This window comes from Citrobacter sp. MGH 55, assembly GCF_016906145.1.
Taxonomy (GTDB): Bacteria; Pseudomonadota; Gammaproteobacteria; order Enterobacterales; family Enterobacteriaceae; genus Citrobacter_A; species Citrobacter_A amalonaticus.
Genome location: NZ_CP070239.1, coordinates 4737668 through 4751207, shown reverse-complemented (window position 1 = coordinate 4751207; position 13540 = coordinate 4737668). Strand labels below are relative to the sequence as shown.

8 protein-coding genes and 1 pseudogene are annotated in these 13540 nt (G+C 56.1%); 5 read left to right on the top strand and 4 right to left on the bottom strand.

Annotated elements, in window-relative coordinates; translation table 11 throughout:
* Positions 1 to 70: 70 nt before the first annotated feature.
* Both JTI98_RS19850 and JTI98_RS19845 read right to left on the bottom strand, forming a co-directional pair.
* On the bottom strand, positions 71 to 1591 hold the full coding sequence (locus tag JTI98_RS19850) for a glycerol kinase GlpK (protein WP_058587768.1): 1521 nt from the start codon (positions 1589 to 1591) through the stop codon (positions 71 to 73).
* A gap of 350 nt (positions 1592 to 1941) precedes the next feature.
* Entirely contained in the window at positions 1942 to 2892 is a 951-nt protein-coding gene (locus JTI98_RS19845; RefSeq protein WP_043001472.1) for a sugar-binding transcriptional regulator, read from the bottom strand.
* Positions 2893 to 3253: 361 nt separating this feature from the next.
* On the opposite strand from JTI98_RS19845, the gene JTI98_RS19840 reads away from it, so the two are divergent.
* Positions 3254 to 4084, top strand: a complete 831-nt coding sequence (locus JTI98_RS19840) for a transketolase (RefSeq protein WP_043001471.1) — start codon at positions 3254 to 3256, stop codon at positions 4082 to 4084.
* The gene (locus JTI98_RS19835; RefSeq protein ID WP_216081709.1) at positions 4077 to 5012 is read left to right on the top strand and encodes a transketolase family protein; all 936 of its coding nucleotides are present in this window, start codon (positions 4077 to 4079) and stop codon (positions 5010 to 5012) included. Before JTI98_RS19840 ends, JTI98_RS19835 begins: the two co-directional genes overlap by 8 nt.
* Before the next feature lie 3 nt (positions 5013 to 5015).
* On the opposite strand, the gene entD is transcribed toward JTI98_RS19835, so the two are convergent.
* Both entD and JTI98_RS19825 read right to left on the bottom strand, forming a co-directional pair.
* Complete coding sequence (gene entD / locus JTI98_RS19830) at positions 5016 to 5639, bottom strand: enterobactin synthase subunit EntD (protein ID WP_216081708.1); 624 nt, start codon at positions 5637 to 5639, stop codon at positions 5016 to 5018.
* A gap of 51 nt (positions 5640 to 5690) precedes the next feature.
* Entirely contained in the window at positions 5691 to 7964 is a 2274-nt protein-coding gene (locus JTI98_RS19825) for a TonB-dependent siderophore receptor (protein ID WP_216081707.1), read from the bottom strand.
* 234 nt (positions 7965 to 8198) lie between these two features.
* Here JTI98_RS19825 and fes point away from each other — a divergent pair.
* The 3 genes and pseudogenes from fes to entF all read left to right on the top strand — a co-directional run.
* Positions 8199 to 9410 (top strand): annotated as a pseudogene (gene fes, locus JTI98_RS19820) (enterochelin esterase); the annotation flags it as partial.
* 30 nt (positions 9411 to 9440) lie between these two features.
* Positions 9441 to 9659, top strand: a complete 219-nt coding sequence (locus JTI98_RS19815; RefSeq protein WP_043001467.1) for an MbtH family NRPS accessory protein — start codon at positions 9441 to 9443, stop codon at positions 9657 to 9659.
* A partial coding sequence (gene entF / locus JTI98_RS19810; protein WP_216081705.1) for an enterobactin non-ribosomal peptide synthetase EntF occupies positions 9656 to 13540 on the top strand: 3885 nt, incomplete at its 3' end. The genes JTI98_RS19815 and entF, both read left to right, overlap by 4 nt.

The following is a 13540-nucleotide window of genomic DNA, read 5'->3' as shown; positions in this document are numbered from 1 at the left end:
CAGGGCTAATGGTCCGGGGTTCTCCTTCTGTTAATGAATAGGGGTGTCACGCATCTTCCCTGGTGAGGCGTCAGGCGGACGGGGCCGGTTTCCATCGTGTTCTGTTCACCGCATTGCGCCACTCCTGCCATCTTTTTTGCAGGCGATGATGGCGAGCCATGTCGGGCTGAAATGCGCTGTGTACGGTTAAAAAGGCTTTTAAATCAGTGAGCGAGCCGGGATGGAGCGCTTTGCGTGCCAGTAACGCGGCGCCAATAGCCGACAACTCAGGCACATCGCTGCGCATCACCGGACAGCCCAGCAGGTCTGCCTGGTATTGCATTAACCAGTCATTCTTTGTCGGGCCGCCGTCGACCATCAGTGCCGACACGCTAAAGTCCTCATGCTGTTGCATGGCGACCACGACATCGGCGATTTGATAGGTAATCGACTCCAGGGCGGCGCGGATCAGATGGGCACGCTTAACGCCGCGACTCAGCCCGCAGATCACGCCGCGCGCGCTGTCATCCCACCAGGGGGCGCCGAGCCCGGTTAATGCCGGGACAAAGTACACGCCCAGGGTGGACTCAACGGAAGCGGGAAGCGTATTCAGTTCATGAGCCAGTTCGGCGTCAGACAGTTCGCTCAGCCCGGTACTATCAGCCATCCACGCCACCGCATCGCCCGTGTGTGGAATGTTGCCTTCCAGGCCGTAAATAATCTTCTCACCATCGTGCCAGGCAATGGTGGTCGCCAGCGCGCCACTATCGCACTGGGCTGAGGTCACCGGTGCCATCACGGAGGACCCGGTGCCGTAAGTGGCTTTGACACACCCCATCTCGCCGAGGGCGTGACCAAACAGCGCGGCGTGCGAGTCACCAACCATCGACATCACCGGGATACCATCCGCAATACCGTTCAGGCCGCGGGTATAGCCAAATAATCCACTGGAGGGTTTAATTTCCGGTAAGGCGGCGCGGGGGATGTGGAACAGTTCCAGCATGGTGTCATCCCACTGCCCGGTGTGCAGATTGAGCAACTGGGTGCGGGCCGCGTTAGAGTAGTCGCAGCAGAAAGCCTCGCCGCCGGTTAAATTCCACAGCAGCCAACTGTCGATGGTTCCCAGACAGATTTTCCCCTGGGCCGCGAGCCGCGGGCCATCGGCTACCGACTCCAGCAGCCAGCGCATTTTAGAGGCGGAAAAAAGCGGTGCAATCGGCAGGCCAGTCGTTGTTTTGATCAGGTGTTCTTTGTTGGCGTGGCGTAGTTCTTCACAGTACGCCGCACTGCGCGTGCACTGCCAGGTGATGGCGGAATTCAGTGGTTTTCCCGTCTGGCGATACCAGCCAATGGCGGTTTCACGCTGATTACTGATTGCCAGAGCCGCGACGTTATCGGCGCCAACATGGTTGATCGCTTTCGCAATCACATCGAGTGAGGCATCAATCAATACCTCGCCGGATTGCTCAACCCAACCTTCACGCGGCGTCTGAATGGCCAGCGGTTGAGAAAATTTGGCGACCACCTGACCCTGTGCGTCCAGTGCTACGGCTTTCGCGTTGGTAGTCCCTTCATCCAGCGCAATGATGAACTCTTTCGTTGCTGCACACATAGATTGATTATCTCCTGAGTCACATTGCGTCCCGGCGTTGAAGGGAAGAGGGACTCCCTTGCTGTCGCGTCTTTACTTAATCAGGCTTGTTTGTGACATCGTGTATTTTTAATGTCTTGAATATATATTCGATGCTGACTATTTATTTAATACCTTAGCCAGAATCTTTCAGTTGGGCTATAGAAAAAATCATCAATTGTGCTGGGAATCACACTTACACAACGGGAAGAATATCAGGTTTGTACGAAATTAACGCAGAGGTGAATCCTTTCAGTTTATTGAAATATAGGGGTTTTTACACGGTCTTTGCGTTGAGTTCGTTTTACGCAAAGACCGAAGAGGGAGAGAGTTCAGGCTGTGACTAGCATGCGCGCGGTAGGATAATCCGTGATCAACACGTCGATATAACCGCCGTTAAGCGCCCCTTTGATGGCGGCAACTTTGTCCGTTCCCCCCGCCAGCGCCACGACGTTGGGGCATTTTTTGACTTTCTCGAGCGCCATGCCAATGACCGGATCTTCATCATCCTGTAAGACCGGCTCACCGTTTTTGTCGTAGTAGTGCAGGCAGATATCTCCCACGGCACCGCGATCGGCCAATACCTGGAGCATATCTTCGTGGTAGTAGTTACCCGACGTCTTAAGCAACTGGGATGGTTCCAGAATCCCCACCCCCACAATGGCGATATCGACATTATCGAAACGCGAGATCACCTCGGCGACATCCTTGCTGGCAATCAGCCGATTTTTCTCCTCAACCGATCCCTCAATGCTTTGTGAAGGGAGCAGCCAGGCCTCGCAGTTAAGATGTTGCGCCAGCGTCTGGGTTAAAATAGTCGCCTGCACATTGCCGTTTGGCCCGACGCCGCCGAGGAGTTGGATCACGCCACCCGCTTTCAGATTCTGGGTATGCACTTCGTCAACCATCGCCCGGATGGTTGAACTCCATGAGGAAACGCCCACCAGATCTTTGGGCCGCAGGCGGGTTTCAAGATAGTGGGCGGCGGCGGAACCAATGGCGCGTTTGATGCTGTGGTCCGTAGCATCGTCTTCGGTATCCACCACGATTGCCTGTTTGAGTCCGTAACGATCTTCGATCCCTTTCTCAAGGTTCAGAAAGATATTTGAGGGCTGTACGACGCTGATTTTTACCACCCCTTCTTTCTGACAGCGGGTGATGGCTCGGGAGATAAACGACTGAGAAAGCGAGAGAAGTTGAGCAATATCGGACTGTTTGCGTCCTTCAAGATAGTAAAGGGTGGCGATTTTAACCAATAGCCGTTGTTCGTCCTGCTTAGCCATATATTTCCCCGAAAATCATTTACGTACAGCCATTATTTTAGAGAGTTTTATCATACGCGAAAACAAAAGGCAGGTAAGTGTGATAAAGCTCTAACTTTAGCCAATCCTCAAAAACAGGGATGGACAAATACGAAAATGTGGTTGCATAATTGAATAAAGAATCATTTATGAATATATATTCATGATGATTTCAGGTCAACTGATTGTTCCCGACGTCAATGTGGTCGCGGTGAGGAGGCAGAATGTTCCTGAGTAAGATGCCGTGGCGTAAGCCGTGTGATGCGAAGCAAAGGGATTTCTGGTTTTTTTAGTCCCCGATGGAATAAATATTCCATATTGAAAATAAATTCAGAGGTGTTAAATGAATCCCTGGCACTATGATATCCAGACTCTTGAGCGCACAGCGCGAGCGGTGCGCCGTCACATCGTTAAATTAAACGCCTACAGCCCTGCAGGAGGGCATACCGGTGCGGACCTGTCCCAGGTTGAATTGCTCACCGCGCTCTATTTCCGAATTTTGAATGTCGCGCCGGATCGTATCGACGATGCGGAACGGGACATTTACATCCAGTCCAAAGGTCATGCGGTAGGTTGCTACTACTGTGTTCTGGCTGAGGCCGGTTTTTTCCCTGTTGACTGGCTGAGCACCTACCAGCACGCCAACTCTCATCTTCCGGGTCATCCGGTACGGCAGAAAACGCCGGGTATTGAACTGAACACCGGCGCGCTGGGCCACGGTTTGCCTGTTGCGGTGGGACTGGCGCTGGCCGCGAAGAAAAGCAACAGTGCACGCCGCATCTTTTTAATTACCGGCGATGGTGAACTGGCGGAAGGCAGCAACTGGGAGGCTGCGCTCGCGGCAGCGCATTATGGACTCGATAACCTGGTGATCATTAATGACAAGAATAATCTCCAGTTGGCCGGACCCACGCGTGAAATCATGAATACCGATCCGCTCGCGGATAAATGGCGTGCCTTCGGCATGCAGGTAACCGAATGTCAGGGAAATGATATGGCGTCGGTCGTCAGTACGCTGGAAGGACTGAAACAGGAAGGGAAACCTAATGTGGTGATTGCCAATACCATAAAAGGCGCGGGTATTTCGTTTATCCAGGGGCGTCCTGAGTGGCACCACCGGGTGCCGAAAGGCGAAGAGATTGAACTGGCGCTGGAGGAGTTGAAAGATGAGTAATGCAGAACATCTCGCGAACGTCATGGTTCAGGCGTTTATCGATGCGGTGGAAAAGGGTGTTGATCTGGTGCCGGTTGTGGCTGACTCAACCTCCACCGCGAAAATTGGCCCCTTCATTAAGCAGTTCCCGGACAGACTGGTCAACGTGGGGATTGCCGAACAAAGTATGGTCGGGACAGCGGCAGGGCTTGCGCTCGGCGGCAAGGTTGCGGTCACCTGTAACGCGGCGCCTTTCCTGATTTCTCGCGCTAATGAGCAAATCAAAGTTGACGTTTGCTACAACAATACCAACGTGAAGTTGTTTGGTCTGAACGCGGGGGCCAGCTATGGTCCGCTGGCGAGTACGCACCACGCGATCGACGACATCGCTATTATGCGCGGATTTGGCAATATTCAGATTTTCGCCCCCTCTTCACCACGAGAATGTCGGCAGATTATCGACTATGCCATTGGCCATCAGGGGCCGGTGTATATTCGTATGGACGGAAAGGCGCTCCCGGAACTGTATGACGAGAGCTATCAGTTTGTGTCGGGTGCCGTGGTGACGTTACGTGAAGGCGACGCGTTGGCGCTGGTGGCGACGGGCTCTACGGTCCACGAAATTGTTGATGCGGCCGCGCTGTTAGCCGACTCCGGTATTCAGGCGACGGTGGTGAGTGTACCGTCCATTCGTCCGTGTGATACCAAAGCCTTGTTAGCGGCAGTAAAAGACTGTAAAGCGGTGATTACCGTTGAAGAACATAATATCAACGGTGGACTGGGAAGCCTGGTGGCGGAAGTCCTGGCGGAAGGCGGCACGGGGGCGGTTCTGAAGCGCTTAGGGATTCCGGATGGTGAATACGCTGCGGCAGCAGATCGCAACTGGATGCGCCAGCACCACGGTTTCGATGCCCAGTCGATTGCGGCCCAGGCCCGGGAAATGCTGTGAGGGTTAACCCGTTGCCACGGTAATGACATGGTTATTTTTTACGAGCCACTGCACATGCCAGATCTGGTCGATGGCCTGTAACCTCATCTGGTCATGCTGAACGTCGAGAATGTGATAGTGCATGAATCCGCAGCCTGCCTGCGAGCGTTTTGGGGTTGCCTTAAAGGCGCTCTCTTTGGCGGAAAATGCCAGCGTGAGCGCCTGTTCAAAGGGTAATCCGCTCCCTGCCAGCCGAACTTTTTCTGCTTCTGTGACGATACTGCCTGCCAGCTCAGCCGCCGTTTGCGCTGTGAATATCGCTTCTATATCAACTCCCACTGGCTGGTAGGAAACTACCGCCAGCGCGGTGGTGGCGCAGTGGCTGATGCTGCCAGACAGACCTTCCGGCCATAACGGTTGTCGTTGTTCACCCATTCCCGGCACGTTTTTATGACCCCATTCACGTAGCGCCTGAACGGCGGCAATACGACCGGCCAGGTGTTCGGCTTTACGTTTACGTCCGGCACGTGCCAGTTGCGCATGATGAGGCAGCCACAGCAGATCGTGTTCGTGGAAGGTGTCTGGTTCAAACGTCACACCATGCAAGGTGTGGTGAGCCAGAATGAGAGAGGAGTGCGTTGTCTGCATCGTGTCATTAAAACCGAAACCCCTCCTCCGCACGGAGGAGGGGAGTGGGCATCAGAAGTGGGTGTTAACGCTCATGTACCACGTACGACCCGGTTCGTTATAAGTGTACGCACCTGCGCCACGCATATAAGAGACATCGGTCGTGCTACCGGTCGTTTGCGCATTACCTTCACGCCACAAACGTTTGTCGAAGACGTTATCCACGCCGCCGGTCAGGCTGACATTTTTGGTCACGTCCCAGGTCGCGCTCAGACCCACAATGCTGTAGGGGCTGACAGACTGTTTATCTGAACCGGTCACCGGTTTGCCCTGATAATCGTATTTCTTCGGCTCCTGTTTGCCGTACCAGGTAAAGGTGGATTGCAGAGAAACATCCTGATGTACCTGCCAGCTCAGCGTTGAGTTCAGCGTGTACTCCGGAATAATCGACAGGCGTTCGCCGGTCTCTTTGTTTTTACTCTGCAGCATGTAAGTGATGTTGTTGGTCCAGTTAACGGTGTCGCTAACCGGTACGTTCAGCGTCCCTTCCAGCCCTTCCACGACCGCTTTAGGTACGTTCTCCCACTGATAGATATCGGTGTAGGTGGTTTTGCCTTTGTTGGTGATAGACGTACGGCTCATCGGTACCGTACCGGCTTCGATCTTGTTGCGATAATCGTTGCGGAACCAGGTCACCCCTGCCAGCCAGCCATCATGTTTGAACTCAAGGCCAATCTCTTTGTTGATGCTGGTTTCTGCTTTCAGATCGTCGTTACCCATCATGTAACAGCCGATACCGGTCGCGGCACCCGTGGCATAGCAGCCCTGGCCTTTACTGTACAAAATGTAGTTCGGGTTGGTCTGATACAGGCTTGGCGCTTTATACGCCCGCGCAATGCCCATCTTCAGGGTGAAGTCATCGCCCAGACCCTGTGACAGGTTCAGCGATGGGCTCCAGTTGTCGCCCACGATGCTGTGGTGATCGAAACGCAGGCCCGGCGTCAGCATGGTGCTGTCAGTCAGCTCCATGTTGTTCTCAGCGAACAGCGAGAAAATTTCCGCTTTTGAATAAGGGCTGCGGTCGGTGCTGCTGGAGCCCGGAATATCCCCGCCCATAAAGGTCTGCGAGTTGGAGAGCATATCCTTCATGCGCTGCTGGGTCCATTCAGTGCCCAGCGTCAGGTTTTGGTTAACCAGCAAATCGAACGGCATGCTGATTTCACTGTGCAACGTGACGTCGTTCAGGTCGGCATCAACATATTTCTGTGACGCTTTCGGGTCGAAGATCCCTTCCGTACCGCCCGCCAGACCTTCCGGCGTACGGGAGTTACGCGTATGTTCGTATTGCACCCAGTTGGTGGTGGTGACACCGTTATCCCAACCGCCGTTCCAGGTCAGCGAGTAGTTCTGACGGTAGAGACGGTTAGTCTCTTTGCCGTAGTTATCTTTCACCAACTGGTTGGTATTGGTGTTCTGCGTGTCCCCGGCATACAGGTTACCCTGACGGCTGTAGCCGGCTTCCAGTTCAATAGACTGCATCGGTGCGAAGTCCCAACGCACCACACCGTTAACGTCCTTGTTGATAACGCCTTCACGACCGGCTGGCAGCGTGTCGGCATAAGTACCGGTACGTTCAGACTGATGGCCCTGGTTGATGTTGCGCGCATCGGCCTGCGTTTTATCCAGGTTACCGAACAGGCGGAAGCTGAAATCCCCGCCCAGCGGACCGTTGAGGGTAAAGTTAGTGCGTTTGGTTGCGCCTTCCTCTTTGTGTTCCGGTGCGTTGAAATAAGTATTCCAGGAGCCGTGCCACTCGTTGCTGCCTTTTTTGGTGATGATATTTACTACGCCGCCGGCGGCACCATTACCGTAACGTGCAGCCGCAGGCCCGCGCAGGACTTCAATGCGTTCGATCATCTCCGGCGGCACCCAGGACGTATCGCCACGGGTATCGCGCTCACCGCGCCAGCCGAGGCGCACGGAGTTACGGCTGGTCACCGGTTTACCGTCGATCAGGATCAGGGTGTTTTCTGGTCCCATCCCACGAATATCAATCTGACGGTTATTGCCGCGCTGGCCGCTGGTCGAGTTACCGGTCAGGTTAACGCCTGGCATGGTACGAATGATTTCAGAGACGTCGCGAGCGGGAGGGTTTTTGCGAATTTCATCTGCGGTGATAGTCGACACGCCAGGCGCCTGCAAGTTCTGCTGGGCGGCGGTAACCACAATAGTATCTTCATGAGAGACGGCGGTGCTATCAGCGGTTTCTTCTGCCATTGCGGGCAGCGCTACCCCGTAAATCCCTAAGTTGACCAATAAGGCCAGGGAATGAATCTTCTTGTTCATTGTCTTTCCTGCTTTTCTTTAGCCACGTGTACCAGACACCTGAGATCGGTATCCGGCCCGATGTCGCCCGCCTCTGCGAAAACCCTCCGTTCCAGAAAAGCCCGCAGCGCGGTTGGTTAAAAACTGTTCGCGCTTCCCACGGCGCGTCAATACGCTATTGCAAATGCAAATAGTTATCAATAATATTATCAATATATTTCATAAAACAATGAAAAAAATCACAATAAACATGAGGTTATGACGGTGACGGCGTTAACGGTAGGCAGCGAGGCCTGGTGGCAGTCAAAAAACGGTCCGCAATGGACGCGTGAAGCAGACGGAAATTACCGGGTGACCTTCTGGTGGCGCGATCCGCAGGGGAGTGAATTTCACTCGGCCATTCAGCGAGTCTGGGTATACATCACGGGCGTTACCGATCATCACCAGAATGTCTTTCCTCAGACGATGCAGCGTATTGCCGGAACGGATGTCTGGCAGTGGCAGACCGTGTTAAGCGCTAACTGGCGCGGCAGCTACTGCTTTATTCCCTCAACGCAGGAGGAGTCATTTGCCTCGTTGAAGACTGATGGCGTGTTGGATCGCGCGGCGTTGCGCGAAGGCTGGCGGCAACTGTTGCCACAGGCGATTGCCGATCCACTTAATCCGTTGAGCTGGAAAGGGGGACGAGGGCACGCCGTGTCTGCGCTTGAGATGCCGCACGCCCCTGCGCAACCGGGCTGGGACTCCCCACAAACGCCAGTGTCGTCGCCGGTGGTGCTGCAATGGAATAGCGCGCGTCTGGGTAATACGCGTCGGGTATGGGTCTTTACGACCGGTGATGCGCAGCCGGATGAACGTCCCCTGGCGGTTCTCCTCGACGGGCAATTCTGGGCGCAGAGCATGCCCGTCTGGCCTGCGCTCACTTCACTCACTCAGCGGGGGCAACTTCCACCGGCGGTGTATCTGCTTATTGATGCCATCGATACCACACATCGCAGCCGTGAACTTCCCTGCAACGCGGATTTCTGGCTGGCGGTTCAACACGAGTTATTACCGCAGGTCCGGCGCGCCGCACCCTTCAGCGATCGTCCTGAGCGCACGATCGTTGCAGGGCAAAGTTTTGGCGGGTTGTCATCGCTGTTTGCCGGGTTGCACTGGCCGGAACGCTTTGGCTGCGTGCTCAGCCAGTCCGGTTCTTACTGGTGGCCCCATCGTGGCGGTCAACAGAACGGGCTGATTATTGAGCAACTCCGCGCCGACACTCTGTCCGCGAAGGGACTACGGATTGTTCTCGAGGCGGGAGTCCGCGAGCCGGTTATCTTGCGCGCGAATCAGGCGCTCTACACACAACTACAGACGACACAGCAGTCGGTTTTCTGGCGTCAGGTTGACGGCGGACATGATGCGCTTTGCTGGCGTGGCGGACTGACGCAGGGGTTGATCGACCTCTGGACGCCGCTGCTCTGAGCGAGCGATTTTCCACGACAGGAGTTGAGTATGGAATTCAGTAATCCCTTCGATAATCCGCAGGGACAGTTCTACATTCTGCAAAATTCGCAGCAGCAGTTTAGCCTCTGGCCGCAGCATTGCGCATTACCTGCTGGCTGGCAGGTGGTATGCGAACCGCAGTCTCAGGAAGCCTGCCAGCAGTGGCTGGCGCGTCACTGGACCACGTTAATTCCCGGTTATTATGCCGTTTCGCAGGAGGCGCAATGAGCCGTCGTTTACCGCTTGTCGCCGCACAGCCCGGCATCTGGATGGCCGAAAAACTCTCCACATTACCTTCCGCCTGGAGCGTCGCACATTATGTGGCGTTAACCGGTGAACTGGATGCGCAACGACTGGCGCGTGCAGTCGTCACCGGTCTACAGCAGGCCGATACCTTACGGATGCGTTTTACTGAGGATAACGGCGACGTCTGGCAATGGGTTGATGACGCCTTTACGTTTGCTGAACCGCAGATTTGCGATCTCCGCACCGCGGCGAACCCGCATGACGCCGCGCTGGCGCTGATGCAGGCCGATCTGCAGCAAAATCTGCGCGTCGATGGCGGCAAGCCGCTGGTGCATCATCAGTTGATCCAGGTTGGTGACGACCAGTGGTACTGGTATCAGCGCTATCATCATTTACTGGTCGATGGTTTCAGTTTCCCGGCAATTACCCGCCAGATAGCTGCGATTTACAGCGCATGGCTTCGGGGTGACGCGACACCTGACTCACCCTTCACGCCGTATGCCGGGGTGGTGGAAGAGTATCAGCAGTATCGTCAGAGTGAGGCCTGGCAACGGGACGGTGCGTTCTGGGCCGAGCAACGTAAACAGCTTCCGCCGCCAGCGTCGCTTTCACCCGCACCGTTGCCGGGACGGGCGGCGACGTCTGACATTTACCGCATGAAGTTTAACGCTCCGGAAGGCGCGTTTCGCCACCTGGCGGCGCAACTGCCAGACGTGCAGCGAACCGATCTGGCGCTGGCGCTGGTGGCCCTCTGGCTGGGACGGCTGTGCAGCCGGATGGAATACGCGGCAGGCTTTATCTTTATGCGTCGCATGGGATCGGCGGCGCTGACCGCCACCGGCCCCGTGCTCAACGTGTTACCGCTGGGCGTGCGTATTGATGCAGCAGAAAAACTGCCAGAACTGGCAAAACGACTGTCCGCTCAGCTTAAGAAAATGCGCCGTCATCAGCGCTATGATGCGGAGCAAATCGTCCGTGACAGTGGCCGGGCGGCCGGAGAAGAGCCGCTGTTTGGCCCGGTGCTTAACGTCAAAGTCTTCGATTATCAACTGGAGATCCCGGGCGTCACGGCGCAAACTCATACGCTGGCGACGGGACCGGTTAACGATCTTGAACTGGCACTGTTCCCGGATGAAGGCGGCGGGCTGAGCATTGAGCTTCTCGCCAACCAACAACGTTATGATGAAGCAACGCTCAAACAGCATGCGCTGCGTCTGATGGCGCTGATCGAACAATTTGCCGCTAACCCAGCCCTGTGCTGTGGTGATGCCGATCTGCTGCTTCCAGCTGAATATCAGCAGATTGCGCAGATCAACGCCACGGCGGTTGAGATCCCGTCCACGACGCTCAGTGCGCTGGTGGCGGAACAGGCGAGCAGAACGCCGGACGCGCCCGCGCTGGCGGATGCCCGCTATGATTTCAGCTACCGCGAAATGCGCGAGCAGGTGGTGGCGCTCGCCGGTGTGCTGCGTGAACACGGCGTGCAGCCGGGCGACAGCGTTGCGGTGGCGTTACCGCGCTCTGTATTTCTGACGCTGGCGCTGCACGGAATTGTTGAAGCCGGTGCGGCATGGCTGCCATTAGACACCGGTTATCCGGACGATCGTCTGCGAATGATGCTGGAAGACGCGCAGCCGAAACTGTTGATCACCACAGTGGAACAGTTACCACGCTTTAGCGATATTCCGGGGCTGGAAAGCCTCTGCTATAGCGAACCGCTGTCGGCAGGCGATAGCGCGCCGCTGGGGTTATCGCAACCGCAGCATACGGCGTACATCATCTTTACTTCTGGTTCAACGGGCAGACCGAAAGGAGTGATGGTCGGGCAAACCGCCATTGTTAACCGTCTGCTGTGGATGCAAAACCAGTATGGACTGACGGCGAAGGATGTGGTGGCGCAAAAAACGCCGTGCAGCTTTGACGTCTCGGTGTGGGAATTCTTCTGGCCGTTTATCGCCGGGGCGAAGCTGGTGATGGCGGAACCGGAAGCGCATCGCGATCCGCTGGCCATGCAGCGCTTCTTTGCCCATTACGGGGTGACGACGACCCATTTTGTACCGTCGATGCTGGCGGCATTCGTCGCGTCGCTGACGCCTGAGAGCGCCGGTGAAAGCTGCGCAACGTTACAGCATGTCTTTTGCAGCGGAGAAGCCTTACCTGCTGATTTATGCCGCGAATGGGCACGGCTGACGCATGTACCGTTACATAATTTGTATGGTCCAACGGAGGCGGCAGTTGATGTGAGCTGGTATCCGGCCTGGGGGGATGAACTGGCAAACGTTACTGGCAGCAGCGTACCGATTGGTTTCCCGGTATGGAATACCGGGTTGCGGATCCTCGACGCGATGATGCATCCGGTTCCTGTTGGCGTGGCGGGCGATCTCTATCTGACCGGCATCCAGCTCGCGCAGGGCTATCTTGGCCGACCGGACCTCACGGCAAGTCGCTTTATCGCCGATCCATTTGCGCCGGGAGAGCGGATGTACCGTACCGGAGACGTTGCGCGCTGGCTGGATAATGGTGCTGTTGAGTATCTGGGACGCAGTGACGATCAGCTCAAGATCCGCGGTCAGCGTATCGAACTGGGCGAGATCGATCGTGTGATGCAGGCATTGCCTGATGTTGAACAGGCGGTGGTTCACGCCTGCGTCTTTAATCAGGCGGCGGCAACAGGGGGCGATGCCCGCCAGTTGGTGGGGTATCTGGTCTCGCAGTCAGGGCTTCCGCTTGATATCCCCTCGCTCCGGGCACAGCTACGGGAAAAACTCCCGCCGCATATGGTGCCAGTGGTGCTGTTGCAACTGGCGCAACTGCCGCTCAGCGCCAACGGTAAGCTGGATCGTAAAGCACTACCGATGCCGGAATTAACGTCGCGAACCAAAGGAAGAGCCCCGCAGCCAGGCAGTGAAACAACGGTGGCGAAGGCATTCAGTGAGCTGCTGGGTTGTGACGTCAATGACGTTGAGGCCGATTTCTTTGCGCTGGGCGGCCATTCGCTACTGGCCATGAAGCTGGCGGCGCAATTGAGTCGCACTTTCTCCCGTCAGGTGACGCCGGGGCAGGTCATGGTGGCCTCGACGGTCGCGCAACTGGCGGCGCTGCTGGATACAGACGATGACGCAGAGGCACAGCGTCTGGGGTTTGAAACGCTGCTGCCGTTACGCAAAAGCGACGGCCCAACGCTATTTTGTTTCCATCCGGCATCAGGGTTTGCCTGGCAGTTTAGCGTACTGTCGCGCTATCTCAGTCCGCAATGGGCCATTACCGGTATTCAGTCGCCGCGTCCGCAAGGGCCGATGCAGACGGCAGCCGATCTGGACGCGGTCTGCGAACACCATCTGGCGACGCTCCTTGAACAACAACCGCATGGCCCGTATTACCTGTTGGGCTATTCTCTCGGTGGCACGCTGGCGCACGGCATTGCCGCACGTCTGCGGATGCGGGGGGAAACCGTCGCCTTCCTCGGCCTGCTGGATACCTGGCCGCCGGAAACGCAAAACTGGTCAGAAAAAGAGGCCAATGGACTCGATCCGGAAGTGCTGGCGGAGATTGATCGCGAGCGGGAAGCCTTTCTGGCCGCGCAGCAGGGGAACGCCTCTGACGAATTGTTTAGCACTATTGAAGGGAACTACGCTGATGCGGTTCGCTTACTGACCAGCGCGCACAGCGTTCCCTTTGATGGGCGCGCGACGCTGTTTGTTGCTGAGCGCACCCTGCCGGAAGGCGTAAGTCCGGAGCGTAGTTGGGCGCCGTGGATCGCGGCACTGGATGTGTATCGCCAGGACTGCGCGCATGTGGAGATTATCTCTCCGTCAGCCTTTGAAAATATTGGTCCGATCATTGCCGCATGCTGTAATAAATAT